Consider the following 25,889-nt stretch of genomic DNA (forward strand, 5'->3'; position numbering starts at 1 on the left):
CCGCGATGCCGAGCAAGCCCTCGATTTCAAGCGCATTGCCCAGAGCGAGCGCGAAATGCCGCGCTCAGCGAATCGGATCGAGTCACACTACCGCCCTATCATTGCTTGATCACATCATTGGATTATCAACTAATACTCACAGCATTTGTGAGATTTATGAGCAATCTTACTCAAACAAGGTTTCTTGCGGCATATTTGTCACAATTATTCATGAAGCAATCCACATAAATTCATGAATAAATCAAGAGAAGCTTTACGTTTGGACGATGGGCAGGGTGAACCAGAAGACGCTGCCCTCTCCCGGCGCGCTTTCGAGCCCGATCCGGCCCCCGTGGGCCTCGACCAGAGCCTTCGATATCGCAAGGCCCAGCCCGGCGCCGCCGTGGGCGCGGGTCGAGCTGGAATCCACCTGGTAGAACTTCCGGAACAAGGCCCGCTGGTGCTCGGGGGCGATGCCGATCCCCGTGTCGCACACCTCGACGCGGACCTCGCCGTCCAGGCGCTTGGCGCTCACCGTGATCCGGCCGCCGGCCGGGGTGAACTTGAGGGAGTTCCCCATGAGGTTGAGCAGGACCTGGCCGATGCGCTGCGCGTCGATGGACAGGGTCAGCGGCGGCACGAGCGGGGTGGCCTCCAGGGTGAGATGGGCCTCGCGGGCCTGGGGCTGCAGCATGCGCACTGCGTCCTGGATGATGCCGCCCAGCTCGACGTCGGCCCGCTGGAGCGAGAAGGTCCCCGCCTCAAGGCGGGCGAAGTCGAGCATGTCGTCCACGATCCGCCGCAGACGCGCCGATCCCGCCTGGATCTGGTGGATGAACTCCCGCTGCTGGGGGGTGATGGGCCCTCCGATCTCATCCTCCAGGAACTCGGAGTACCCCACGATCGAGGCCAGTGGGGTCCTGAGCTCGTGCGAGGCCGAGTTGAGGAACTCACCCTTGAGGCGATCCAGCTCAAGCAGTCGCTCGTTGGCCTCCTCAAGCTCCAAGGTCCGGGCCCGGACCTGCTCGGCCAGCTCTTCCTGCTTCATGCGCACGATGGCCGCCATCTCGCGCAGGTTGGTCGTCAACCCGGCGAGCTCCTCGACCGCCGGCAGCGCCTCCCCGCGCAAGGCATGCGCATCCCCACGGGCAAACGCCTGGCTGTCTTGCGCCAGGACCAGGAGCGGCCTGGAAAGGACTCGGGCCAACAGGACACTCAGGCCGAAAGCGGCGAGAACCCCGAGCACCATCCCGCCCAGGATGCCGAGATAGCTCGCCTGCATGCGTTCCTGCACCGCCAGGACCGAGGTCTCGATCCAGAGGATCCAGCCGAGCCCGGGCAGGGTGGTATAGCTGACCAGCTGCCGTTCGAAGGCCTGTGCGATGCTCATGCGGGTGAGTTCGGGCACGTACTCGGTCTGGGTAATGCCGGCCTGGGAGCGGTAGTCGAAGGGGATCCGCGCCGGCTTCAGCGTCCAACTCGCTCCATGGGAGGTAGCGACGTAGCGGCCACTCGCATCCACCAGGTTGATCGCAGTGTACGGGCCCGGGTGGCCCATCCCGTTCGCCAGGTGCGCCAGATCGACCGCCCCCGAGACGTAGCCCGCAAAGCGGCCCGCACGGTGGATGGGCTCGCCCAGCACCACGATGGGCTCGGCCGTACCGCCCCGCCCGAGGAACACGTCCGAGACCACGGCGGAGCGCCCCGCGCGCAAGGCATGGAAATAGGGGCGATCCGAGAAGTCCTGGCCGATGGGATTGGTGCCGCCGGGGCCCAAGGGAGGATAGAAGAGCAGGGCCTTGCCCTTGGGGCTTCCGATGTAGAGGTTGACGAAGCCGGGCACGCTGCGATGGGTCGCCTCGAGCAGGAACTGCTCCTCGGATCGCGAGAGGTCCGCGCGGGAGAGGAGGACCGCCACCGTGCGGACCGCGTCCTGGTGCTCCTTCAGGTAGCCCTGGCCCCCCTGGCTGAGCATCGCAAGCTCCGCGCTCTGGAGCGCGCGCTGCCGCTCCTCCTCGCGCTCCCAGAGCGATCGCCCGTACAGGCTGCCCGCCAGGAAGATCGGCACCGCCGCGACCGCCATGAGAACCAGTTGCAGGACCCGCTTGAGGGGAAGGCGGCCCGGCGAAAGAGCAAGCCAGCGCGTCCATGGCTCCCTGCGCGGCCAGAAGGTCAGCAGCAGCAGCGCAAAGAGCACGTTCAGCCAGCTGTTCAGCATCTGCTTGAGGAGCAAGGGCACGAGGATGTTGGGATCCCAGCCGAGATAGAACCGGTAGTACCCCCAGTTGAAGACCCAGCCGAAGAGCAGCCAATAAAGCAGAATCGCCGAAAGGGGCGGCCAACGACGCGAAAGCCAGGCCACGGCCCCGACCTCGATCGTCATGGGGAAGATGGCGTAAGGATGCAGCCAGATCACGATCGTCGGCAGCAAGGCGATAGCGGCCGCGAGCATCCCGGGCACCGGGCCGAAGTTGAGGGCCACCGCGAAGGCCAGGGTCGTGCCGAAGAGGCTGTGAACCCCCGGCATCAGCGGCACCGGCAGACAATTGAGCAACGCCCCGCCCAGACCCGCCGCGAGGACCACGGGCCACAGGGAGGGATGCCGGTTGGGTTGCGGCGCGTGAGGCATTTGTTAAAGAATATTACACGCCTCGCGCATCGCTGACCAGCCAAAGCGAAGGGAGCGGCATCGCTGCCGCTCCCTTTCGTTGCGTCGTCCGCGTCCTCTTAGAAGAGGCTTGCGATCGAGGTCTTGGCCCAGGCCATCAGAGGCTGCGCCCCGGGGACCATGTAGAAGAGGCTGCTTGCGCCCACCCCGGCCCAGATGATCATCACGGCGCAGATCACGCCGACGATGCGCGCCGGCACGATGCCCGCGGTGTCGCTCCAGTCGGCGCGGGGCTCCTTGAAGTACATCACCACGATCACCCGCAGGTAGTAGTAGACCGAGAGGATCGAGTTGATGATACCCAGCACCGCCAGCCAGGCGAAGCCCTGCTGGATCACGGCGCTGAACAGGAAGTACTTCGCGAAGAAGCCGGCCGTGGGCGGGATACCGATGAGGCTCGCCATGCAGATCGAGATGACCAGCGCGAGGCCGGGGAACTTGGCGCCCAGGCCCGAGAAGTCCTCGATCTCCGTCAGCTTCTCGCCCTGCTTGCTGATGAAGCCGATCACCGCGAAGAGGGCGAGGTTCGTCAGGCAGTAAGCGACCAGGTAGTACAGGATCGCCGCGCCCCCGAAAGCGCCTTCCTGGTTCGACAGGGCGGTGAGGCCCATGAGCATGTAGCCGGTGTGGGCGATGCTGGAGTAAGCCAGCATGCGCTTGATGTTGCCCTGAACGAACGCCAGGATGTTACCGGTGAACATGGTGACGACGGCCAGGCCCGCGACCACCTCGACCCACTCGCCCTTGACGGGCAGGAAGGCCACCGCCATGGTGCGGAGGATGAAGGCGAACGAGGCGGCCTTGACCGCGGTCGACATGAAGCCGGTGATGGGGGCGGGAGCGCCCTCGTACACGTCCGGAGTCCAGGCGTGGAACGGAGCCGCCGCCACCTTGAAGCCGAAGCCGATGATCAGCATCGCGATGCCCGCGATGAAGAGCGGCAGCTTGGCAGCATCGGGGCTCGCCGCGAAGGCGCGCAGGCCATCGAAGTGAGCCGAGCCGGCCGCGCCGTAGGTCAGCGCGATGCCGTAGAGGATGATGCCCGAGGCGAAGGCGCCGAGCAGGAAGTACTTGACCGACGACTCGTTGCCCTTCACGTCCAGGCGACGGGCGCCGACCAAGGCGTAGATCGCGATCGACATGATCTCGATGGCGATGAAGACCGTGATCAGGTGGGTCGCCGCCGGGAGGATCAGCATCCCCGAGAGGCTGAGCATCAACAGGGAGTAGACCTCGCTCTGGGCCATCTTCTCACGAGGGAAGTAGGCCCAGGCCGCGACCAGGGTAAGCGCTGCGCAACCGAGCAGCAGCAGGGTGAAGAAGTGGCTGTAGGCGTCGAAGGTCACGACCCCGTGGAAGAGGACGCGCTTGAAGCCGGCCGGGCTCTGGATCAGGTCGATCCCCGCGGTCATGGCGGCGAGCGCCAGGGCCGAGAGTGAGATCCCGCCGAGCAGCGCGGGGGTACGGAAGAAGGTCAGGGCCAAACCCGCCACCACCGTGATGATGATGGGCATGATCGAGAGCCAGTGGATTTCCATGTTCATGCCTTAGTGCCCTCCGGCGTGAGATTCGCCTTCGGCCGCCACCGGGGTCGAAGCCGCGGCCTTGGCGGCCGCCGCGTTGACAGGACCCAGCAGGGACTGGACCGAGGGGTCGATTCGCGAGAGCACCGGCTGGGGCACGAAGCCCGTGTAGACGATGACGAGCGCGATGGGGACGATGACGAGGGCCTCGCGCAGCGAGAGGTCCGCGAGCTTGGCGTTCGCCGGCTTCTCCTCACCGAAGAAGGTGCGGGAGATGCTCCACAGCAAGTAGCAAGCACCCCACACGACCGAGGTGGTCGCGACGGCGCCGAGCACGTTGTGGCTGGTGTACGAGCCGAGCAGGATCATGAACTCGCCGATGAAGCCGTTGAGGCCGGGCAGCCCGATCGAGGCCATGCCGACGAGGATGAACGCGGTGGTCATCCAGGGCATGGTCTTGGCGATGCCGCCGAAGTCCGCGATCTGGGTGCCCTTGCGCTCGGCGAGCATGCCGACCATCAGGAAGAGACCACCGGTCGCCAGGGCGTGGGCCATGAACATGAACACCGCGCCGGTCCAGGCGTGCTGGTCGAGGGCGAAGACGCCCAGCAGGATCACCGCCATGTGCGAGATCGAGCTGTAGGCGAGCAGACGCTTGATATCGGTCTGAGCCAGCGCGACCCAGGCCGCGTAGACCAGCCCGATGACCGCCAGACCCATCAGATAGGGCTGGGCCATCTTGGCCGCCTCGGGGAAGAGGGGCATGGCAAAGCGGATGAAGGCGTAGACGCCGATCTTCCCCATGATGCCGCTCACCAGGAAGGTGACCGGGGCGGGCGCTGCCACGTAAGTGTCGGGCGCCCAAGTATGGAAGGGGAACAGGCCGCTCTTGATCGCGAAGGCGAAGGCGAACGCGAGGAACGCCCAGACCATGGCGGGACCGGCGAGCGGGGTGGCCATCAGGTCGGCGAGCTGGAAGCTCCAGGTGCCGGTGGCAGCCTGGTGCTGGACCGCCAGGTACAGGATGGCGACGAACAGGAAGAGCGAACCGACCAAGGTGTAGACGACGAACTTGATCGTCGCCTTGACCCGGCCCTCACCGCCCCAGAGGCCGATGAGGAAGAAGGCCGGCACGAGCATCAGCTCGAAGAAGACGTAGAAGAGGAACATGTCGAGCGCGCAGACCGCGCCGATCATGCCCGCCGAGAGCAAGAGCATCCAGGCGTTGTAGCCCCGCACCCGCTCCTTGATGAGGTTCCAGGAGGCCAGGAGGGCCACCGGGGTGAGGACGGCCGTCAGGACGACCAGCACCAGGCTGATGCCGTCGATGCCGAGGTGGTAGGAGATGCCGGCGTTCGGCAGCCAGGGCGCGTTGACTTCGAACTGGTAGCCAGGCTTGGCCGGGTCGAAGGTGCCCAGGAGCGAGAGCGCCAGGGCCGCGTTAATGAGCGCGGCCACCATCGCGAATCCCTTGATCCCCTTTTCCGAGCCGTTCGGCATGAGCATGAGGCCCAGCGCCGCCACGACCGGCAGGAAGATCAGGATCGACAATACGTTCTGGTCCATTGATCAATCCTTAATGCAGCGTGTCGAACTTCAAGATGTAGTACACGGCGATGACGGCCGCACCGACGAGCATCATCAGGGCGTAGGAGCGGGTCAGACCGTTCTGCAACGTCCGGACCGCACCCGAGATGCTCGCGTAAACGCGAGGCGCCTCGTTGACCGCCTTGTCGATGCCGTTCTCCTCGGTGCCCTTGTTGAGCAGCACCCGCGCCATGTAGCGGAGGGGCTTGATGAGGACGGCGTCGTAGAACTCGTCGATGTAGTACTTGTTCTTGAGGACTTCCCACCACACGGTGCGGGTGGGCTCGGTGGCAGGGGTGGCCTTGCCGTAACGGGCGTAGGCGATCGAGATGCCGATGACGGCGACCAGGACCGAGAGGCCCATCAGGCCGTACTCGAGGCCGAGGGAGACGTGGACGGCGCTGGTGCCGACCACCGGGGCAAGCCACTCGCCGAACAGGTTGGGACCCCAGATATGGGGCAGGCCCAAGAAGCCGACGAAGACGGTGAAGGCGCAGAGCACGACCAGGGGCAGGGTCATGACCCAGGGGCTCTCGTGGGCGTGCTCCACCCGGTGCTTGTCACGGGGCGTACCGTAGAACGCCAGGAAGAACATGCGGAACATGTAGTAGGCCGTGATCGCCGCCGTCAGCAGCAGCACGCCGTAGATGACGTAGTGCTGGTGCGCGAAGGCGTGCAGCAGGATCTCGTCCTTCGAGAAGAAGCCCGCAAAGGGCGGGATGCCTGCGATGGCCAGGGTCGCGATGCCCATGGTCGCGAAGGTGATGGGCATCTTGGCCTTGAGGCCACCCATCTTCCAGAGGTTCTGCTCCTCGTGCATGGCGTGGATAACCGAGCCGGCGCCGAGGAAGAGGAGGGCCTTGAAGAAGGCGTGGGTGAAGACGTGGAACATGCCGGTCGAGTACGCGCCGATGCCGACGCCGACGAACATGTAGCCGAGCTGCGAGAGCGTCGAGTAGGCCAGCACGCGCTTGATGTCGGACTGGGTAAGGGCGATGCTGGCGGCGAACAGCGCCGTCAAGGCGCCGATCGAAGCCACGACGGTCTGAGCCAGGGGGCTCAGGCCGAAGATGAAGTTGCAGCGCGCGACCATGTAGACGCCCGCCGTGACCATCGTCGCGGCGTGGATCAGGGCCGAGACCGGGGTAGGACCGGCCATCGCGTCCGCAAGCCACACGTGCAGGGGCACCTGGGCGCTCTTACCCATGGCGCCGATGAAGAGCAGCAAGGCGGCGGTGGTCGCGACCGTGATGGTCAGCGCCTCGCCCTTGGGCATCGCCTCGAAGAAGGCCTTGAGGCCCACGAAGTCGAGGGTCGCCCCGCCGTGGTTCATGGTGTAGACGAACAGGAAGAAGATACCGAGCAGGAAGCCGAAGTCGCCCACGCGGTTGGTGATGAACGCCTTGTTACCGGCGTTCGCCTTCAGGATGTCTGAGTACCAGAAGCCGATCAGCAGGTACGAGCAGACGCCCACGCCTTCCCAACCCACGAACATCATGGGCAGGTTCTTCCCGAGGACCAGCACCAGCATCGAGAAGGTGAACAGGTTCAGGTAGGTGAAGTAGCGCGAGAAGCCGCGATCGTGGCTCATGTAGCCCACCGAGTACAGGTGGATGAGCGTCCCGATGAAGGTGACCATCAGGATCATGACCGCCGAGAGCGGGTCGAGCATGAAGTCCATGCCCACGTTCAGCTGACCGGCCTGAATCCAGGTGGCCACGTGCTGGGTCATGAGGCGCGCGCTCTCATCGAGGCCCCGCAGCTCGAAGAAGAGCTTGAGGGAGACGAAGAAGGCGAGCAACGGGGCACCGACGGCCACGGCCGAGACCAGGCCCTTGGGGGCGCCGTGCTCGGACTTGGCGTAGAAGAGGGTCAGGAAGCCGTTGATGATCGCGCCGAGGAGCGGCAGCAACGGCACCCAGAGTAGCAAGTTGGTGGTGTGTGAATCCATCGGGAAACCTCTACCGCTTCAGGACGGAGAAGTCGTCGACGTTCAACGACTCCTTGTTCTTGAAGAGCAAAATGACGATCGCAAGCCCGATCGCGGCTTCGGCGGCGGCAACGGCCATGACGAGGAAGACGTAGACGTGGCCGTCGAGCTGGTTCAAGAACCGCGCGAAGGCGACGAAACTCAGGTTGACCGCGTTCAGCATCAGCTCGATCGACATGAAGACGATGAACAGATTCTTGCGGCCGACCACGCCCGCGACGCCGGTGGCGAACAGCAGCAGGCTGGCAATCAGGAAGTGTTGCAGCGTAAGCATGGGGACTCCTAAATCCGGCGCTTCGCCAAGAGCACGACGCCGACCATGGCGACCGTGAGCAGGATCGCGACCATCTCGAAGATGAAGATGTAGTTCTGGTAAAGGAACAGACCCACCAGCTCGATGGAGCCGTAAGCCGGATCCTTGAGCGCGGGGAAGGCGTCCTTGGGCAGCTTGCCGATGGCGGCCATCACCAGGCCGACCACCGGCAGCAGGCCGGCAATGGCCAGACCCAGCTGCGGGATGAACTCTTCCTGGTAGTTGAGGTCCTCGTCCCGGACGTTGAGCAGCATGATGACGAAAACGATCAGCGCGATGATGGCCCCGGCGTAGACCAGGATCTGGAGGATCGCGATGAGCTGCGCCGTCAGCAGGGCGTAGAGCCCGGAGAGGGCCATGAACGAGACGACCATCGAAAGGGCCGCGGGGAGGGGATGGCGCCGGGTGATGGTGACGAAACCGCCGAGGACCATCACCGTGGCCAAGATATAGAACAGGATGGTGGATAGCATGGAAGGGGGTGGCTCCTACTTCGGTGCGGCTAGTCCGGCATGCCTTGCGGCTTGACGGCCATCAGCTCTTCTTTGGTGATGACGAAGTCCTTGCGGTTGAAGTCGGTGAACGAGTAGATGCCAGAGTCCATGCGGATGGCATCCACCGGGCACGCTTCGACGCACATCCCGCAGAAGACGCACTCCAGCAGGTCGATGTCGAAGCGCGCGGGCGCCTTCTCGACCGTGGGGTCCGTGACCTCTTCGGCGACAATGTGAATGCACTCGGCCGGGCAGGCCGTGGCGCACATGTAGCACGCCACGCAGCGAACCGAACCATCCTCGCGCTTGGTGAGGCGGTGCTTACCGCGGTAGCCCGCGGGGAACTGCTTCTGCTGCTCGGGGTACTCCACGATGGGCAGCTTGCGAGGCTTGAAGATGCTCGACACCAGGTGCTTGAACGTGATGCCCAGGCCCTTGATGATGGCCAGGAGGTAGATGTCCTCCTTGATGTCCGTACTCGGACGCTCGATCTTGATCGACATTAGATCCCACCTCCAAGCTTGAAGTGATTCATCAGCAGAATCACCACGCCGGTGACGAAGATGTTCGCGAGCGCCAGGGGCAGCAGGGTCTTCCAGCCCAGGTTCATCAGCTGGTCATAGCGGAAGCGCGGCAGGGTCCAGCGAACCCAGACGAAGGTGCTGGCGATGAAGAACATCTTCAGGAAGAAAGACGTGAACTGAGCGACGGCCGCGAAGGCCACCCCGCCCCAAGCGGGCAGAGCGCTGATCGAGAGGCTCGCCACGAAGACCACGGCGATGACCACGGCCAGGGCGCTGACCACGATACCGAGGATCTTGCCCTCGTTGTCGCGGGCGTCGCCGAAGCGGCCCTTGTTCGACTGGTAGAGCTTGAACAGGCCCATCGCCATCAGACCGAGCAGCACAACGGCGCCGACCAGGCCGATCCGGATCATGGGCAGGGAGAACTCTTGGAGCGCCTCGGTGCTGAAGAAGGGCACCTGCCACCCGCCGAAGAACAGGGTGGTCATGATGCTCGAAGCGATGACCATGGCCATGTACTCGGCGAAGAAGAACATGCCGAACTTCATGGCGCTGTACTCGACGTGGAAGCCCGCGACGATCTCCGCCTCGGACTCGACCAGGTCGAAGGGAGTACGGTTGGTCTCGGCGTACGACGCGACCAGGAAGATGATGAAGGCGAGGGGCTGGATGAAGACGCCCCAGTTGGGGATGCCGATCCAGACGTTGCCCAGGTGGAAGCCCAGGTCGAACAGACCGAAGAAGCTCAGGGGACCGCCCTGGGCCAGGACGATCTTGTTGAGCTCGAGGCTCTGGTAGGTCATCAAGAGACCGATGACCGAGAGGCCCATGGGGATCTCGTAGCTGATGATCTGCGCGCTACCGCGCAGGGCGCCGAGCAGCGAGTACTTGTTGTTCGAGGCCCAGCCCGCAAGGATGATGCCGTAGACGCTGAGCGACGCGGCCGCGAAATACCACAGCAAGCCCGCGTTGATGGGCAGGACCTGCATGGGCACCGACACGTCGCCGAACTTGAGGGTGTCGGCGAAGGGGATGACCGCGCCCAGCGAAAGGGCGATGGCCACCGAGATGGCGGGCGCCAGGTAGTAGTAGAAGCGGTTGACGTTGGTCGGCGTGAAGTTCTCCTTGGTGAAGAGCTTGATCGCGTCGGCCATGACGTAGACGAAGCCGGCGAGGCGGAAGCCGCCGATGTCCGCGCGGTTGGGACCGGGACGGTCCTGGATCCAGGCCGAGATCTTGCGTTCGAGCACGATCAGGACCGGAGCCATCACCAGGAGGATCATCAGGACGAACACCGCCTTGAGGGCGATGATGACGAAGTCGAGTAGTAAGTTCGAAGTCATGGTGGGTTGCGCCTACTTTCCAACCATCTCGGCGACGGGCAGCTGGTGCCCGGTCTCCGGGATGCCGTAGAAGGACATGCCGTTGAGCGCTTCGTAGGCCGCGCTCATGTCGGTCCAGATCTGCTCCACGTCGTCGTAACCGAAGTCGGTGCCGAGCGCGCGCGCCAGCGAGGAGACCAGCTCCCAGCTGGGGATCGCGTCGCCCTGGGCGTCGTAAGCCTTCATGACCTTCTGGAGCACGCCCTTGGCCTGCACGAAGGAGCCGAACTGCTCGACGTGCGAGGCGATGGGCAGAGTGACGTTCGCCATCTCGGCCCAGGGGGTGTGGTGCTTGGTCATGAAGACGGTGAAAGGAACGCTCTTGAAGAGCTGAGCCCACTCGGGACCACCCTCGCCGACCAGGTCGTTGTCCATGGCGATGAGGACCTTGACGGTACCCGAGGCGACCGCGGCCTTGAGGGCCTCGGCGCTCTGCTGGTAGCCCAGGAACTCCAGACCCTTGCGGTTGGGAGTCTTGTCGGCCTTGATCAAGAAGTCGTCGCCCTCGCCGTCGGGGGTGAGGGTGGCGCCGAAGAGCTTGGAGGTCTTGAGGACCTCGGCGGCGAGGCGCTTGAGGACGAAGTTGGACTCGAGGGTGGCGTGCGCCGAACCCACCAGCGCGACCGCATCGGGGCCGAACTCGGCGACCGCGGCCTTGACCTTAGCGATGACCGCGTCGAGGGCGATGCCGATGGGCTGCTCGTCGCCGTCCACCAGGGCGCCGTAGAGGCGGTTGTCGTTGAGGGCCTTGTAGCTCAGGCGGCCCGCGTCACACATCCAGTACTCGTTGACCTGGGCGTTGTGGCGGGGCTTGTAGCGGTAGGTCATGCCGGCGCGGTGATCGACGTTGACCGAGCAGCCGTTGGCGCAGCCGACGCAGACCGACTTGGTGGTGTTGAGGAACCACACGCGCTGCTTGAAGCGGAAGTCCTTGGAGGTCAAGGCGCCCACCGGGCACAGGTCCACGACGTTACCCGAGTAGGGGTTGTCGAGCTCCATGCCGGGGAAGGTCTCGATGCGGCTCTTGTCGCCGCGGCCCGCGATGACCAGCTCGCCGGTCTCGGTGACCGACTCGCAGAAGCGGACGCAGCGCGAGCACAGGATGCAGCGCTCCTGGTCGAGCACGACCAGGGGCCCCAGGTCGACGACCTTGTTCTTCTCGACCTTGGGGACCATGGAGCGGTTCTCGTACTGACCGTACTCCATGTAGTAGTCCTGCAGACGGCACTCGCCGGCCTGGTCGCAGATGGGGCAGTCGATGGGGTGGTTGAGCAGCAGGAACTCCTGCACGCCCTTGCGCATCTTCTCGACGGCGGGGGTGTCGGTCTTGACGACCATGCCGTCCTTGACGAAGGTGTTGCACGAGATCTGGGGACCGCGGGCCCCCTCGATCTCGACCAGGCACATGCGGCAGTTGCCGTCGATGGGCAGGCCCGGGTGGTAACAGTAGTGGGGGATGGTGACCCCGGCATGTTCGGCGGCCTGGATCAGGTTGAGGCCATCGGGGACCTCAACCTGGCGGCCGTTCAGCGTAATCGTCGCCATGATGCTCTCTTCCTAAACGGTGGCCACAGTGCCGACAGGCGACTGGGAGCGCTTGAACTTGGCCTCGAACTCGGCACGGAACTTCTTGATGTAGGAGCGAGTCGGCATGGTAGCCGCCGCGGCAAGCGCGCAGATGGTCTTGCCTTCCATGTTGTCCGCGATGTCGAGGATGCTGTCGAGCTCTTCCTGGGTGCCCATGCCGGCGTTGATGCGCTGGACGATCTTGTAGAGCCAGTCGGTGCCTTCCCGGCAGGGGGTGCACTGACCGCAGGACTCGTGCATGTAGAAGTGCAGGAGGTCCTCGAGCAGGTCCACCATGTCGGTCTGGTCGTCGATGACGATCATGCCGCCGGATCCTGCCATGGAGCCGAGGGCTGCGATCGCCTCGGGATCGAGGGTCGTGCCCATGGCCTCGTCGGCCGTGAGGATCGGGCAGCTCGAACCGCCGGGGATGACGGCCTTGAGGCCGCGGCCCTTCCAGACGCCACCCAGCTGGTTGGCGAGGAAGTCCTTGAAGGGCAGGCCCATCTCGATCTCGTAGACGCCGGGCGTGTTGATGTGGCCCGAGACCGACATCAGACGGGTGCCCTTGGCCTTCTCGGTACCCATGGCCGCGTAGGCCGCGCCGCCGTTGTTGATGATCCAGGGCACGGTCGCGATGGTCTCGACGTTGTTGACCACCGTGGGGCACTGGAAGGCGCCGTGGGTCGCGGGGAAGGGGGGCTTCAGGCGGGGCTGGCCCTTTTTGCCTTCGAGGGACTCGAGCAGGGCGGTCTCCTCGCCGCAGATGTAAGCGCCGGCGCCGCGGTGGGTGTAGACGTCCAGCTTGAAGCCGGTGCCCATCACGTTGTCGCCCAGGTAGCCCTTCTCGTAGGCCTGGCGAATCGCGTCGTCCAGGTGGAGGCGCTGCTGGTTGAACTCGCCGCGCAGGTAGATGTAGGCCTTGTGGGCCCCGATGGCGAAGGCCGAGATGATGCAGCCTTCGACCAGCGAGTGGGGGTCACGCTCGAGGATCTTGCGGTCCTTGAAGGTGCCGGGCTCGGATTCGTCCGAGTTGACGACCAGGTACTTGGGCTTGGGGTTGTCCTTGGGGATGAAGCTCCACTTCATGCCCGCGGGGAAGCCCGCGCCGCCGCGGCCGCGCAGCCCGGAGGTCTTGACCTCCTCGATCAGAGCGCTGGGCTCCATGCCGAGCGCCTTGCGCGCGGCCTGGTAACCACCGTGCTGCTCGTAGACCGAGATGTCGCCGGCGTTGGGGGTGTCGAAGAGACGGGAAACGACGGGTTGGAACGCCATTGACTAGCTCCTCCTGTTGCCGGCGGCGCAGAAGCTCGCGAGCTTGGTACGGGTGCCCCAGGGCTGGTCCTTGAGCTCGGCGATCAGGGAGTCGAGCTTCTCGGGGGTCAGGTTCTCGACGTAGACGTCGTTGTCGACCTGCATCATGGGGCTGGTGTCGCAGGAACCGAGGCACTCGGCCGCGCGAACCGTGAACTTGCCGTCCTTGGTGGTCTCGCCGGGCAGGACCTCGAGCTTGTCGCAGAGGAGCTTGAGGGTCTCACGACCGCCGGTGAGGCAGCACGAGACCGACGTGCAGACCTCGAGCAGGTGCTCGCCGGGCTTCTCGGTCAGGTACATGGTGTAGAAGGTCGCAACCCCCAGCACGTGGGCGGGGGTCACGCCCACGCGCTTGGCGACGTAGGCGAGGACCTCGGGCGGCAACCAGCCGTGCTGCTCCTGGGCGAGCCACAGGGTGGGCAGGGTGGCGGCCATCCGGTTCTCGGCGGGGAAGCGGGAGACGATCTCCTCGAACTTCCGCTCGTTTTCTTCGGTGAACGCAAACATGTGATCTTCCTTATGCCGCGACTAGCGATCGAGCTCGCCGGCGATGATGTTGATGGAGCCGAGGGAGGCCATGGCGTCGGCGAGCATGTAGCCCTCGATCATCTCGGGGAACGCCGCGAAGTTCATGAAGCAGGGCGGACGCACCCGGATGCGGTAGGGGAAGCCCGAACCGTCCGAGGTGATGTAGAAGCCGAGCTCGCCGTTGGCCGCCTCGATGGAGTCGTAGATCTCGCCCTCGGGCACCCGGACGCCTTCGAAGATCAGCTTGAAGTGGTTGATCAGACCTTCGATGTTCTGGTAGGTGTCCGCCTTGGGGGGCAGCGCGATTCGCTTGTCGTCCACGGTGATCGGGCCCTTGGGCAGGGTCTTGATCGCCTGGCGGATGATCTTGGCGCTCTCGGCGACTTCGTAGAAGCGGATCAGGATGCGATCCCAAGTGTCGCCGGTGGTGCCGACGGGCACCTCGAACTCGTACTGGTCGTAACCCCAGTAGGGGGTCTGCTTGCGCAGGTCCCAGTCCACGCCCGACGCGCGGAGGGTGGGGCCCGAGAAGCCGTAGGAGAGGGCCATCTCGGGGCTCACGACGCAGACGTCCTTGGTGCGGTCGATGAAGATTCGATTCTTGCGAACGAGCTTCTCGACCGTCGCGACGCCCTCTTCGCAGTCCTTGAGGACCGCGAGCACGTCCTCCTCGAAGCCGTTGTACAGATCGCGGTAGAGACCGCCGATACGGCCGTAGGAGTTGGTGAGGCGCGCGCCGCACAGCTTGTCCATGATGTCGTACACCTTCTCGCGCTGGTTGAAGGTGTACCAGAAGTTGGTCAGCGCCCCCATGTCGAGGATGTTGGTGCCGATGGCGATCAGGTGGTCGATGATGCGCATCAGCTCGCCCACGATGACGCGGATGGCCGCGGTGCGCGGGGTGACCTCGATGTCGAGCATGCGCTCGACGGCCTTGCAGAAACCGAAGTTGTTCAGCGCTGCCGAGCAGTAGTTCAGGCGGTCGGTGTAGGGGATGACCTGGTTCCAGGTGCGCTGCTCGACGGTCTTCTCGAAGCCGCGGTGCAGGTAGCCGATCTCGGCGACGGCCGCCTTGATGGTCTCACCGTCCAGGGCCACGAAGGTACGCAGGGTGCCGTGCGCCGCGGGGTGCGACGGCCCCAGGTTGAGGAACATCAGCTCGGTGTGGAGGTCCTTGTAGAACTCCTGCTCCTTCTGGAGGTCGAGCGGAGTCTCGAGGATCTTGCTAGCGGGAATGGACATATCTTCTTACCGTCCTGTCGTGAGACCCTTGAATTCGAGACGCTTCTGCATCTCATCCATCAGGGTGTCGCTCTCGGTCAGCACCTGGCGCTTGCGGATGGGGTAGTCCTTGCGCAGCGGGTGCCCGACGAACTCGGCGTGGTTGAGGATGCGCTTGAGGTTGGGGTGGCCCTTGAACTTGAGGCCGTACTGATCGAAGACTTCGCGCTCCATCCAGTTGGCGGCCTTCCACATCCCGCACAGGGTGTCGATCTCGGGATCCTTGAGACCCGCGTAGACCTTGACGCGGACCCGGTGCTTGAACTTCATCGAGAGGAAGTGGTAGGCGACCGCGAAGCGCTCGGGCTGGGGCTTCGGATGGTTCAGGTAATCCACCCCGCCGAGGTCCACCAGGAAGTTGTAGTCGAGCTCGGGATCGTCGCGCAGGAAGGTGGCGACAGCCAGCAGGGCTTCCTTGCGGATCACGACGCAATCGTCGCCGCGCCACGAGGAGACCGAGACGATATCCTGGCCGAACTTGTCCTGGAGCTTACGGAGGGTGAGGGAGAGGGTCGTTTCCATCGTCTTTCGTTACCTCGGCTCTAGGGCTGCAGCAGGACCGGCTTGGGCTTGGCGATCGTCTCCTTGCTGACGACGCCCTCCTGGATCTTGATGATCGCGTCGAGGACGGCCTCAGGACGGGGAGGGCAACCGGCGATGTAGACGTCGACGGGGATGATCTCGTCGATGCCCTGCACGGTGCAGTAGTTGTCGTAGAAGCCGCCGGAGCTCGCGCAGGCGCCCATCGAGATGACCCACTTGGGGTCGGGCATCTGGTCGTAGATCAGCTTGAGGATCGGGGCCTGCTTGTAGGTGATGGTGCCCGCGACGAGCAGCAGATCCGCCTGGCGGGGGCTGAAGCGGATGACCTCAGCGCCGAAGCGCGCGATGTCGAACACCGAGCTGACGGTCCCCATGAACTCGATGGCGCAGCACGCCGTGCCGAAGGTCATCGGCCACAGGCTGTACTTGCGCCCCCAGTTCAGAACCGCGTCGAGGCGGGTGACGATGATGTCGTCGCCGAGCAGAGATTCTACTCCCACTTGAGTGCTCCTCTCTTCAGGATGTAAATGAAGCCCGTGAACAGCACGGACAGGAAGATCAGCATCTCCACGAAGCCCAAGAGGCCCAACTTCTGGAAGTTGACCGCCCAGGGGTAGAGGAAGACCGCCTCCACGTCAAAGATGATGAAGAGGATGGCGATCAGGTAAAACTTGACCGAGAAGCGCTCGCGCGGGGTGCCGACCACCGACTTGGGGGCGATACCCGCCTCGTAGGTGCTGCCCTTGGCGGCGGTCGTGACGCGCGCGCGACCGAGCAACGCGTGGATCACGAGCATGGCCACCGGCACGATGACGGCCAGTGCGAGCACGATGGCGATCGCAAATGTAACGTTGAAGTCCAGCATTTGATTCCAGTCCTTCGAGAGGGAGCAAAACGCGCATGCGCGTGAATTCCAGGGAATCCACGCCTTAAGCTGCGGGTATTCTAACACAGATCGAAGATCGGCCCGGAGGGGCACGGGAAAATGTTGGAAAAGTTATCCTTATGATTGGATTATGTCAACGCCAGGACAGTAGCTTGCGCCAACCGCTCGCAAGTGGCTTCCCGCCGAGCCCCGCCACATCCGCGGGCTTGGTATCGACCCCCTTGGCCTGGATCAGGACCAGGAAGCGCTCGCCCATGGCGTCGGGCTGGTACAGCTTGCGGATCTCGTAGGCGGCAAAGTCCACGGCGAGGGCGTTCTTGAGCCCTTTGAGCAGTTTTTTCTCGATCTCCTCGATCCCCAGGTGCTTGAGGAAGAGACCCTGCGGCACGACCCCCAGGGTGCGCAGCCCCACCTTCTCGCCCGCGGCGATGAGGGAGGTGAAGTCCACGTCGCTGGTGAGGTCCTGCTCGCCCGGATGCGACAGGGGATCGTCGATCGCCATTTGCTTGAAGAAGCCGCGGATGGTGCCCTTGTGGCGGTGAGGGGCATAGACCCGCTCGGCCTCGCTGCCGTAGTCGACCGTCAGCACGAAGCCACGCCCGAGCCAGGATCCGAGGGTTTCCATCCAGTCCTGGGCGTCCAGGTTGATCTCGGCCTGCTGGCCCTCCTGGAGGGTGATCCCGAGGCGCGAGAGGGTCTCTTCGAGGCGCGGGGTGGTCGGCTCGACCCCAACCTGGCGCCACCGGCCGTTTTCGCCGCGCATGACCCCGATCTCGGCGAAGCCCTCCTTGAGGCCGATCACCCGGTGCACGGGGAAGGCGTCGAAGAGCTCGTTGCTGAGGATGATCCCTTCCCACTTGCCCTCGGGGGCAAGGGCGGAGAGGGAGTCGACCCACTGGACCGCGTCGCCATGGGGGGCGAGCAGGGCTTGCTGACGCTCGCGCAAAGCGGCGCTGCGCTCCAGGATGGCGAAACGGACGTGCTTCCAGCGCCCACGCATGGCGGCGAGCTCGTTCAGGATCTGGTCGGCCAGCTGGCCGCTGCCCGCCCCCATCTCGAGCAGGCAGAGGTCCTCGGGCTTGCCGAGGCGCTCCCAGAGCTGGACCAGCTGGCGAGCCAGACACTGGCCGAACGCCTCATGGATGGTGGGGCTGGTGTGGAAGTCGCCCCCCGCACCTACCCGCATGGTCGGACGGGTGTAGTAGCCCCCTTCCGGATGGTAGAGCGCAAGCTCCATGAAGGTCCGGAAGGTCATGGCCCCGCCGTCGGCGACGGCGTCCATGGCCGCGTCGAGGATCTCCCGGCGCGTCGCCATGCCTAGCGCAGCCAGCTGAGCGCGACGATCGTCTTGGCGTCCTGAATCTCGCCGCGCTTGATCATGGCGTGAAGCTCAGCCAGGGGCATGGTGACCGTCTCGATGAACTCGTCGCCGTCGGGCTTGGCGTCCGTGGGCGTCAGGCCGGTGGCCTTGTACAGGGTAAGACGCTCGCTGCTGTAGCCGGGCGCCACGACGATCTCGGTCAGCTTCTCGAGCGAAGCGGCTGCGAACCCCGTTTCCTCTGCCAACTCACGACGGCAAGTCGTCTCGGGATCCTCACCGAACTCGAGCTTGCCCGCGGGGATCTCGAGGGTGATGCGGTTGATCGGGTAACGAAACTGCCGGACCAGGACCACCTGACCATCGTCGGTCAGGGGCACCACCGCAACCGCCCCGGGATGCTCCACGATCTCGCGGTTGGCGATTTCCCCATCGGGCAGGGCCACGGTGTCCACGCGGATCTTGAGCAGCTTGCCACGGTAGACGCTCTCCTGCGTCAGACCACGCTCGACCAGGTGTTGGAATTCATGAGCCACGATGGTTTCTCCGTTGGTGAAAGGATGCGCCGAAGATATTTTAGCATGCCGCAAAGGCGCGCCGGTGCTCACGCTTCGGCGGGCACTACTGCCGCAGAGGCGGCACGCTCCCAACTCATGACGTTTCGATACCCGAGAAAACGGCGCGCCGCGAGGATCGACGCCTTCTCCTCGTCCGTCAGGCGATCGCCCTTGATCCAGCGATCGAGCTTCTCGCGGTCGATCCGCTGGACCCGCTCCAGGATGCCCAGGTGCTCGAGGACGGCGCGGGTCTCCTCCGGGTGGAACTCGTGGCTCTCGTTGCGCAGGTGGCGCAGCACGTCGCCGCCCGGCAGGGCGATCGCGTCGTCCTGGGTCTCCTCGAAGTAGACCTCGAGGGTGCGGCGCAGCTCCTTGAACTCGGTCTGCATGAGGTCGATCAGCCGGCCCAGGTCCCGGTAGCGCAGGGCCACCTGGTCGATACGGCTGAACTGGCTGCGCTGGTAGTCACGGCGCTGATCCTGAAGGTCAAGAAGGCGGTAGAAAACCAGCGCCAACGACCGCGCATCCTCAAGCGCCCGGTGCAGGGGCCGCGGGGGCTCGCCGAAGAGCTCGAGCAGGCGCTCGAGGCTCAGGGCCTTCTCGCGGGGGAAGACCTCGCGTGCGATCGCAAGGGTATCGAGGGCCCGGTTCTCGACAGTCACCCTCAGGGTCTCGGCCGCGTGGTGGGTGAGGAAGTTCATGTCGAACTGGGCGTTGTGAGCGACCAGCGGAGCGGATCCGATGAACTCCAGGAAGGCGGGCAGCACCTCTACGAGCTTCGGCGCCCCCGCGATGTGGGCCTCCGAGATGCCATGGACGGCCACGTTGGCCTCCCGCAGCGGCACCTCGGGATCGATCAGTGCCTGGAACTCGGCGGTGACCCGCCCGTCCTCGAGCTTGACCGCTCCGATCTCGAGGATGCGGTCAAGCTTGTAGTCGAGGCCGGTCGTCTCCAGGTCGACGATGACGAAGGTGCCGGGCCGCATCAAACCTTGGTCGTTCCCTTCGCCTTGGGCTTCGGGGTCGCCTTGGGCTTGGGCTTGGCCGGCTTAGCAGGCGCCGCCGGCTTGGCCGCAGGGGTCGCGGGCTTGGCGACGGGCGGCACCACGGGCGCCGGCGCGAGGCCGTGCTCGGGGGTCTTGGGTGCCTGCTCGGGAGCCTTGGGTTCGACGCCGCCCACGGTGTCCTGACCGTACACGAAGTCCACCGGCGCGTGGCTCGCAGCAAAAGCCCAGGGCTCGGCCGTCACGCTCGCCAGGTCGTAGCCGACGCCGTCCGCCACCTTGATGGCCGAGAGGGTCAGACGGTACTTCTCGCCCTTCTTGAGCAAGGGGAGCACGTCGGGATCGGGCAGCGCGACCCGGGTGCCGGTCGAGAAGCTCTCCCAGACGGTCTGGGGCTCGTCACCCGAGGTCTCGAGACGCAGGCGATAGACCGAGACGTCGTCCACCGCATCCCACGAGACGAGCCCAGCGGACTCCTCGAACATATCGAGCTTGGGAGCGGGCGGGGCCTTGGGCAGGCCGATCTCGAGCTTGAGGTCGCTGGCGTTCAGGCGATGCTTGTGGGCGTAGACCACGTCACCCTTGCCGTCCGCGCCGCTCGCGATCAGCTGGTAGGTCTGGCCCTCGGCGAGCGCGGGCAGCGAGAAGCGGAAGTAGCCTTCCTTGTCGGGGGTGCGGGTCAAGAGGGGCACCGCGCCGTTGTCGGTCACCAGCTGCACGGAGACCTGGCGGGGCTTGAGCTCCTTGACGGTCGAAGTCACCTTGCCCGAGAGGATGACGGGGTTGCTCACGGCGCGCAGGACGAACTGCGGCGAGGGGGTCTTCTTGTCCTTGCCGACGGCGATGGGCACCTCGGGCTGCACCGCCCAGGCCTTGATCTCACCGGCGTCGCCCACGAAGGCCGCCACGGGGGTACGACCCGCGCGCAGGTCCTTGAGCACGAAGGTGCCGTCCGACTTGACGTCGGTCGAGTCCCCGATGGTCAGGCCGGGGATCACGCCCGCCACGACGTGAGCGCCCTCGGCGGGCTTGTCGGCGGCGGTCTTGACCGAGCCTGCGACCTCATGGCCGGCGGGCTGCTTGTGGGGGGTGAGGGCCAGGTTCAGCTGGTTGGGGCGGTTGCCGACGATGGTCAGCGCCTGGTAGCCGGGCGCGTAGGCCGTGACCATGTAGGTCCCGGGCGGAATGTCCTTGATCTCGAACTGGCCCTTGTCGTCCACCGAGACCTTCTTGGGGGCCTTGGGGTCGTCGGGCTTGGGGGCGGGGCGCTTGGGGGCGGTGGCGCCCTGGCGGCCGGCATTGGTTGGCGCCTGCGGGGTCGCGGTCGGCGCCGGGCTCGGGGTCAGTTCGGGGGCGGGGGTCGCCGAGGCGGACGCAGAGCCGGTCGCCACGGGCGAGGGCAGGCTGTCGCTGGTCAGCGCCTGGAACACCACCACGGCCTTGGGAACGGCGTCGCCGGTGCGGGCGTCCGCGATGGCCCCCTTGACGGTGATCTTCTCGCTACCGGCCTCGGGGCGCGCCGGGGCGTTCGCGCCGGTCGCGGCGGGCATGCCCGGGTTGGTCGAGCCGGGGCTCGCGGGGTTGCTGCCGGAGCAAGCCGAAACGAGGAGCGTCCCTGCCAAGACCAGGGGGAGCCAGCGGAAAGGTCCCATCGAAAAGCCTCCAAAGCGCGGCGTCAACGTGAGGGGATGATGCGCCCGAGGCGATCGCGCGCGATCGGCCCTCCGAGCGGAGCCCGAATCAAAGCCCGATTATTCTACCGGATCGTGCCCAGAGGGGCAACGCTAGGGGCTAGCCGACGGCAGCGGCGGCCCGCTTGGTTTCCGCCAGGGCGTTGCCCGCATGGCGGATGGGCTCGGGCATGCGATAGCCCTGGCAGCACTCGCGCACCAGGCGCGCGGCGGTCTCGCGGCTGACGCGGTAACCGGCCGAGATGAAGAGGGGGGCGACCCGGTTCTTGGAGCGGTAGACCGTCCCGATGATCTCGCCCTGCCAGACCAGCGAAGACGAGGAGCCGGCGTTGACCTCGGGCTCCACAAAGGAGCCGACCGAGGTGGCCTTGGCGCAGCCGACGGTCGGCAGGCCCATCACCACGCCCACGTGCGAGGCAACACCCAGGCCCTTGGCGTGAGCGATGCCGGGGCCCTCGATCAGGACCATGTCGGGCCGGCGCGAGAGGGTCTCGAGCGCCGCGACGATGGCCGGGGCCTCGCGGAAGGAAAGCAGCTCGGCGATGAAGGGGAACTTGGTCTGGTACTCGATCACCCGCTTCTCCACCAGCTGGAGCTCGGGGTAGGTCAGCAAGGAGACGCCCACCGTGAGGGTGTCGTTGAAGCGGCTATGCGCGACCTCGACCCCCGCGATCAGCGCGATGTCGCCGAAGTCGTCCTGGGTCACGATTTCCTGGCTGAGGGCCTGCTGGAGCTGCTGCGCCTCGTAGGGCGGGAGGTCCCAACGGTGTGACTGGTGTAGTTCGACGGACAACAGCGTGACTCCTGGTCGTGATGGTTGGTGCGAGCGCCGTTTCACCCTACCGCCAGGAGCCCAAACGGGCCTCCAGCGGGTTTGAGGCGCGTTGCGCTATCATAACCCGCTGCCAGAAGGCCCGTTTGGTTTGTTAATAATACTTATATGCCTGCTTAGGCCGGCTGCTTCTTGCGCCCGGCGCGGGCCTTGGGGGTGGGCGAGGCCGCGGCGATCACGGCGTCGAGACCCTCGGGCAAGAGCTTGCGCAGGAAGCGTCCCGTGTGGGAGGCCTCGCAGGCGGCGATCGCCTCGGGAGGCCCCTCGGCGACGATGGTGCCGCCCCGGTCGCCGCCCTCGGGCCCCAGGTCGATCACGTGGTCGCTGGTCTTGATCACGTCCAGGTTGTGCTCGATGGTGAGCACCGTGTTGCCCGCTTCCACCAGGCGGTTGAGCACCCCCAGCAGCTTCTCCACGTCGTAGAAGTGCAGGCCCGTGGTGGGCTCGTCCAGGAGGTAGAGGGTGCGGCCGGTGCTGCGGCGGCTCAGCTCGGTGGCGAGCTTGACCCGCTGGGCCTCGCCCCCCGAGAGGGTGGTGGCGGGCTGGCCGAGCTGGATGTAGTCCAGGCCCACGTCGGCGAGGGTCTGGAGCTTGGTGAGGGCCCGCGGGATACTCCGGAAGAACTCGACGGCCTCGCCGACGGTCATGCCGAGGACCTCGGCGATGTTCTTGCCCTTGAAGCGGACCTCGAGGGTCTCGCGGTTGTAGCGCTTGCCCTTGCAGACCTCGCACGGCACGTAGACGTCGGGCAGGAAGTGCATCTCGATGACGTTCATGCCCTCGCCCTTGCAGGCCTCGCAGCGACCGCCCTTGACGTTGAACGAGAAGCGCCCGTTCTGGTAGCCCCGGGCCTTGGCCTCGTTGGTCTGGGCGAAGACCTCGCGCACGATGTCGAAGAGGCCGGTGTAGGTGGCCGCGTTGGAGCGCGGCGTGCGCCCGATCGGCGACTGGTCGATGACGATGGCCTTGTCGATGTGCTCCAGGCCCTCGACGGCCTTGAGGCCCTTGGGGAAGGCGCGCTTGGAGAGGGTGTGCTCGATGGCCCCCATCAGGACCTCGTTGATGAGCGTCGACTTGCCGGACCCGGACACGCCCGTCACCGAGACGAACTTGCCGAGCGGGATCTCGACGCTCACGTTCTGGAGGTTGTTGAGGTGGGCGCCCTTCAGGCGGATGGCCTTGCCGTTGCCCTCCCTGCGCACGAGCGGCACCGTGATGGCGCGATCGCCCCTCAGGTACTGGGCCGTCAGGCTCTCCTCGACGGCCATGACCTCTTCGAGGGTGCCGTCGGCGACGATGCGGCCCCCGTGCACCCCGGCGTTGGGGCCCACGTCCACCAGGTAGTCGGCCGCCCGGATGGTGTCCTCGTCGTGCTCGACCACGATCAGGGTGTTGCCCAGGTTGCGCAGCCGTTCGAGGGTGCCCAGGAGGCGCTCGTTGTCCCGCTGGTGCAGGCCGATCGAGGGCTCGTCCAGGATGTAGAGGACCCCCGTCAGGCCCGACCCGATCTGGGTCGCGAGACGGATGCGCTGGGCCTCGCCCCCCGACAGGGTGTTGGCGGTGCGGTCCAGGGTGAGGTAGTCAAGGCCCACGTCCAACAGGAACTGCAGGCGCGCGTTGATCTCTTTGAGGATCTGCTGGGCGATGATCGCCTGGCGCTCGGTGAGGACGAGGCCCGTCACGAAGGCCTGGGCTCGGCCGATCGAGAGGGACGTGACGGCTGCGATCGAGCGATCGCCCACCGTGACGGCGAGGGCCTCGGGGCGCAGGCGCTTGCCCTCGCAGCCCTCGCAGGGCCGCATGGTCATGTACGCCTCGGTCTCCTCCTTGAACTTGTCGGAGGTCGACTCGGCGTAGCGCCGGGCGAGCTGCGGGATCACCCCTTCGTAGCGGGTGGTGTAGCCCCACTCGCCGGGCCGGAACCACGACTCCTGGTCGATGTGGATCGCATCGTCCGAGCCGTAGAGCACCGTCTTCTGGACCACCGGGCTCAGCTCCTCCCAGGGGGTCTTGAGGTCGAAGCCCTTGGCCTTGGAAAGCGCGCTCAGCAGCTGCTGGTAATAAGGGTTGCCCGTGCGGTGCCAGGGGGCGATCGCGCCCTCGGCGAGGCTCTTGTGGGGGTCCGGCACCACCCGGTGCGGGTCGAGCTCCTGCTTGGAGCCGAGGCCGAGGCAGGTCTGGCAGGCGCCGAAGGGGCTGTTGAAGGAGAACAGGCGCGGGGCGACCTCGGAGAGCGACACGCCGCAGTCCGAGCAGGCAAAGTGCTCGCTGAACAGCACATCCGCCTCGCTGGGGGCCTCGCGGGTTCCCAGGTTCTGGACGATGACCAGGCCCTCGCCCTTCTTGAGGGCGGTCGCCACGCTGTCGGCCAGACGCGACTGGATGTCGGCCTTGACGATCAGGCGGTCGATGACGATGGCGACGTCGTGCTTCTTCTGCTTGTCGAGGGCGATGTCCTCGACCAGGTCCCGGACCTCACCGTCGATGCGGGCGCGGACGAAGCCCTCCTTGCGGGCGGCTTCCAGTTCCTTCTTGAACTCGCCCTTGCGGCCCCGGGCGATGGGGGCGAGCACCTGGAAGCGGGTGCCCTCGGGCCAGGCGAGCACCTGGTCCACGATCTGCTCGACGGTCTGGGGGTTGATGGTCTGCCCGCACTTGTGGCAATGGGGGGTGCCCACCCGCGCGAACAAAAGGCGCAGGTAGTCGTAGATCTCGGTGACGGTGCCGACCGTCGAGCGCGGGTTGTGCGAGGTAGACTTCTGGTCGATGGAGATGGCGGGGCTCAGGCCCTCGATGTAGTCCACATCGGGCTTGTCCATCTGGCCCAGGAACTGGCGCGCGTAGGAGCTGAGGCTCTCCACGTAGCGGCGCTGGCCCTCGGCGAAGATGGTGTCGAAGGCGAGGCTGCTCTTGCCCGAGCCCGAAACCCCGGTGAAGACCACCAGGCGGTTGCGAGGGACCGTCAGGTCGATGTTCTTGAGGTTGTGCTCGCGCGCCCCGCGCACGCGTAGGACATCTTGCTGCTGCGATGCGTTGCTCATCCCGTGACCCGATCTCTCGCTCATATGTTCCAACATTGCTTCATTGTATACCCCGGGCCCGAGCGCGATCAAGTCGCGCCCCCCGTCCCGACCCGAGGCGAGGGGCGCGAGGGGCCTGGAGCTTCGCTCAGCTCCACGCACTAGCCCCCGTGCGCCGCATCGCCAAAGGCTCAGAAGCCCAGCTTCGCACCGGCCCCCAGCAAGGTCGCCAGCCCAAGCAGCGCGAAGAGCCCTGCGGCCATCGAATGCACCAGCTTCATGGGGATCTTCGCAGCCAGCTTCTCGCCCACGAACACCGCCGGCACATTCGCGACCATCATGCCGAGCGTCGTGCCGACCACGACCCACACCGGATTCGCGTAGCGGGCGGCCATCGCGACGGTGGCGAACTGCGTCTTATCGCCCATCTCAGCCAGGAAGAAGGTGAGCACGGTCGCGCCGAAGATGCCGAAGCGCTTGGCGACCTTGGCCTCCTCCTCCTCGATCTGGTCGGGGATCAGGGTCCAGACGGCCATGCCGATGAAGGAGAGCCCCAGCACCCAACGCAGGACCTGAGGGCTGATCATCGTCGTGATCCAAGCCCCCACGGCGCCTGCGAGCGCGTGGTTCAGTAGGGTGGCGACCAGAATACCAAGGATGATGGGAAGGGGCTTCTTGAAGCGCGCGGCGAGCATGAAGGCGAGGAGCTGGGTCTTGTCCCCGATTTCAGCGAGCGCGACCACTCCGGTCGAGACGAGGAGCGATTCCATCGATGTACCACTTTCGTTCCACGGCCGGGCGAGAGACGAACGACCACGACGCACACCCGGCCTTGCGGATGCGTCGTGGTCAAAGGTCTTGCCAAGCACGGGAACCGCTTACGCCACGA

General features: G+C 65.5%; 22 protein-coding genes. All 22 read right to left on the minus strand.

Features of this window, described 5'->3' with window-relative positions; genetic code table 11:
- Positions 1 to 253: 253 nt before the first annotated feature.
- Positions 254 to 2,608 (minus strand): sensor histidine kinase, encoded by a 2,355-nt coding sequence (locus tag J7643_09585; protein ID MBO9540829.1) that lies wholly within the window; start codon positions 2,606 to 2,608, stop codon positions 254 to 256.
- 98 nt (positions 2,609 to 2,706) lie between these two features.
- Complete coding sequence (locus J7643_09590; GenBank protein ID MBO9540830.1) at positions 2,707 to 4,191, minus strand: NADH-quinone oxidoreductase subunit N; 1,485 nt, start codon at positions 4,189 to 4,191, stop codon at positions 2,707 to 2,709.
- A 3-nt stretch (positions 4,192 to 4,194) separates the two neighbouring features.
- Positions 4,195 to 5,736 (minus strand): NADH-quinone oxidoreductase subunit M, encoded by a 1,542-nt coding sequence (locus tag J7643_09595; protein MBO9540831.1) that lies wholly within the window; start codon positions 5,734 to 5,736, stop codon positions 4,195 to 4,197.
- A 10-nt stretch (positions 5,737 to 5,746) separates the two neighbouring features.
- Positions 5,747 to 7,708 (minus strand): NADH-quinone oxidoreductase subunit L, encoded by a 1,962-nt coding sequence (gene nuoL, locus J7643_09600; protein MBO9540832.1) that lies wholly within the window; start codon positions 7,706 to 7,708, stop codon positions 5,747 to 5,749.
- Between the two features lie 10 nt (positions 7,709 to 7,718).
- Entirely contained in the window at positions 7,719 to 8,021 is a 303-nt protein-coding gene (nuoK, locus tag J7643_09605) for an NADH-quinone oxidoreductase subunit NuoK (GenBank protein ID MBO9540833.1), read from the minus strand.
- Between the two features lie 8 nt (positions 8,022 to 8,029).
- Complete coding sequence (locus J7643_09610) at positions 8,030 to 8,533, minus strand: NADH-quinone oxidoreductase subunit J (protein ID MBO9540834.1); 504 nt, start codon at positions 8,531 to 8,533, stop codon at positions 8,030 to 8,032.
- A 29-nt stretch (positions 8,534 to 8,562) separates the two neighbouring features.
- Entirely contained in the window at positions 8,563 to 9,057 is a 495-nt protein-coding gene (locus tag J7643_09615; GenBank protein ID MBO9540835.1) for an NADH-quinone oxidoreductase subunit I, read from the minus strand.
- A complete protein-coding gene (locus J7643_09620) occupies positions 9,057 to 10,421 on the minus strand; it encodes an NADH-quinone oxidoreductase subunit H (protein MBO9540836.1) in 1,365 nt (454 codons plus the stop codon). The genes J7643_09615 and J7643_09620 overlap by 1 nt, the downstream gene beginning before the upstream one ends.
- A 12-nt stretch (positions 10,422 to 10,433) precedes the next feature.
- Positions 10,434 to 12,005 carry a (2Fe-2S)-binding protein gene (locus J7643_09625; GenBank protein MBO9540837.1) on the minus strand — a complete coding sequence of 524 codons (1,572 nt, stop codon included), beginning with the start codon at positions 12,003 to 12,005 and terminating at the stop codon, positions 10,434 to 10,436.
- A gap of 12 nt (positions 12,006 to 12,017) precedes the next feature.
- Positions 12,018 to 13,301 carry an NADH-quinone oxidoreductase subunit NuoF gene (gene nuoF, locus J7643_09630; protein ID MBO9540838.1) on the minus strand — a complete coding sequence of 428 codons (1,284 nt, stop codon included), beginning with the start codon at positions 13,299 to 13,301 and terminating at the stop codon, positions 12,018 to 12,020.
- Between the two features lie 3 nt (positions 13,302 to 13,304).
- Complete coding sequence (locus J7643_09635; protein ID MBO9540839.1) at positions 13,305 to 13,847, minus strand: NAD(P)H-dependent oxidoreductase subunit E; 543 nt, start codon at positions 13,845 to 13,847, stop codon at positions 13,305 to 13,307.
- A 21-nt stretch (positions 13,848 to 13,868) separates the two neighbouring features.
- Entirely contained in the window at positions 13,869 to 15,110 is a 1,242-nt protein-coding gene (locus J7643_09640) for an NADH-quinone oxidoreductase subunit D (GenBank protein MBO9540840.1), read from the minus strand.
- Between the two features lie 6 nt (positions 15,111 to 15,116).
- Positions 15,117 to 15,671, minus strand: coding sequence for an NADH-quinone oxidoreductase subunit C (locus J7643_09645; GenBank protein ID MBO9540841.1), 555 nt, complete (start codon positions 15,669 to 15,671; stop codon positions 15,117 to 15,119).
- Positions 15,672 to 15,691: 20 nt separating this feature from the next.
- On the minus strand, positions 15,692 to 16,192 hold the full coding sequence (locus tag J7643_09650; protein ID MBO9540842.1) for an NADH-quinone oxidoreductase subunit B: 501 nt from the start codon (positions 16,190 to 16,192) through the stop codon (positions 15,692 to 15,694).
- Positions 16,183 to 16,557, minus strand: coding sequence for an NADH-quinone oxidoreductase subunit A (ndhC, locus tag J7643_09655; GenBank protein MBO9540843.1), 375 nt, complete (start codon positions 16,555 to 16,557; stop codon positions 16,183 to 16,185). The genes J7643_09650 and ndhC overlap by 10 nt, the downstream gene beginning before the upstream one ends.
- A gap of 154 nt (positions 16,558 to 16,711) precedes the next feature.
- Positions 16,712 to 17,893: an SAM-dependent methyltransferase gene (locus tag J7643_09660; GenBank protein ID MBO9540844.1), complete on the minus strand. Its 1,182-nt coding sequence runs from the start codon at positions 17,891 to 17,893 to the stop codon at positions 16,712 to 16,714.
- A 2-nt stretch (positions 17,894 to 17,895) separates the two neighbouring features.
- Positions 17,896 to 18,411, minus strand: a complete 516-nt coding sequence (locus tag J7643_09665) for an NUDIX hydrolase (GenBank protein MBO9540845.1) — start codon at positions 18,409 to 18,411, stop codon at positions 17,896 to 17,898.
- 89 nt (positions 18,412 to 18,500) lie between these two features.
- A complete protein-coding gene (locus J7643_09670; GenBank protein MBO9540846.1) occupies positions 18,501 to 19,439 on the minus strand; it encodes a 3'-5' exonuclease in 939 nt (312 codons plus the stop codon).
- The gene (locus J7643_09675; GenBank protein MBO9540847.1) at positions 19,439 to 21,109 is read right to left on the minus strand and encodes a hypothetical protein; all 1,671 of its coding nucleotides are present in this window, start codon (positions 21,107 to 21,109) and stop codon (positions 19,439 to 19,441) included. Before J7643_09675 ends, J7643_09670 begins: the two co-directional genes overlap by 1 nt.
- A gap of 139 nt (positions 21,110 to 21,248) precedes the next feature.
- A complete protein-coding gene (gene nfi / locus J7643_09680) occupies positions 21,249 to 21,941 on the minus strand; it encodes a deoxyribonuclease V (GenBank protein MBO9540848.1) in 693 nt (230 codons plus the stop codon).
- Between the two features lie 155 nt (positions 21,942 to 22,096).
- Positions 22,097 to 25,021 carry an excinuclease ABC subunit UvrA gene (gene uvrA / locus J7643_09685; protein MBO9540849.1) on the minus strand — a complete coding sequence of 975 codons (2,925 nt, stop codon included), beginning with the start codon at positions 25,019 to 25,021 and terminating at the stop codon, positions 22,097 to 22,099.
- Positions 25,022 to 25,191: 170 nt separating this feature from the next.
- Entirely contained in the window at positions 25,192 to 25,770 is a 579-nt protein-coding gene (locus tag J7643_09690) for a TMEM165/GDT1 family protein (GenBank protein ID MBO9540850.1), read from the minus strand.
- Positions 25,771 to 25,889 lie beyond the last annotated feature (119 nt).

It is taken from the genome of bacterium (assembly GCA_017744355.1).
Classification (GTDB): domain Bacteria; phylum Cyanobacteriota; class Sericytochromatia; order S15B-MN24; family UBA4093; genus JAGIBK01.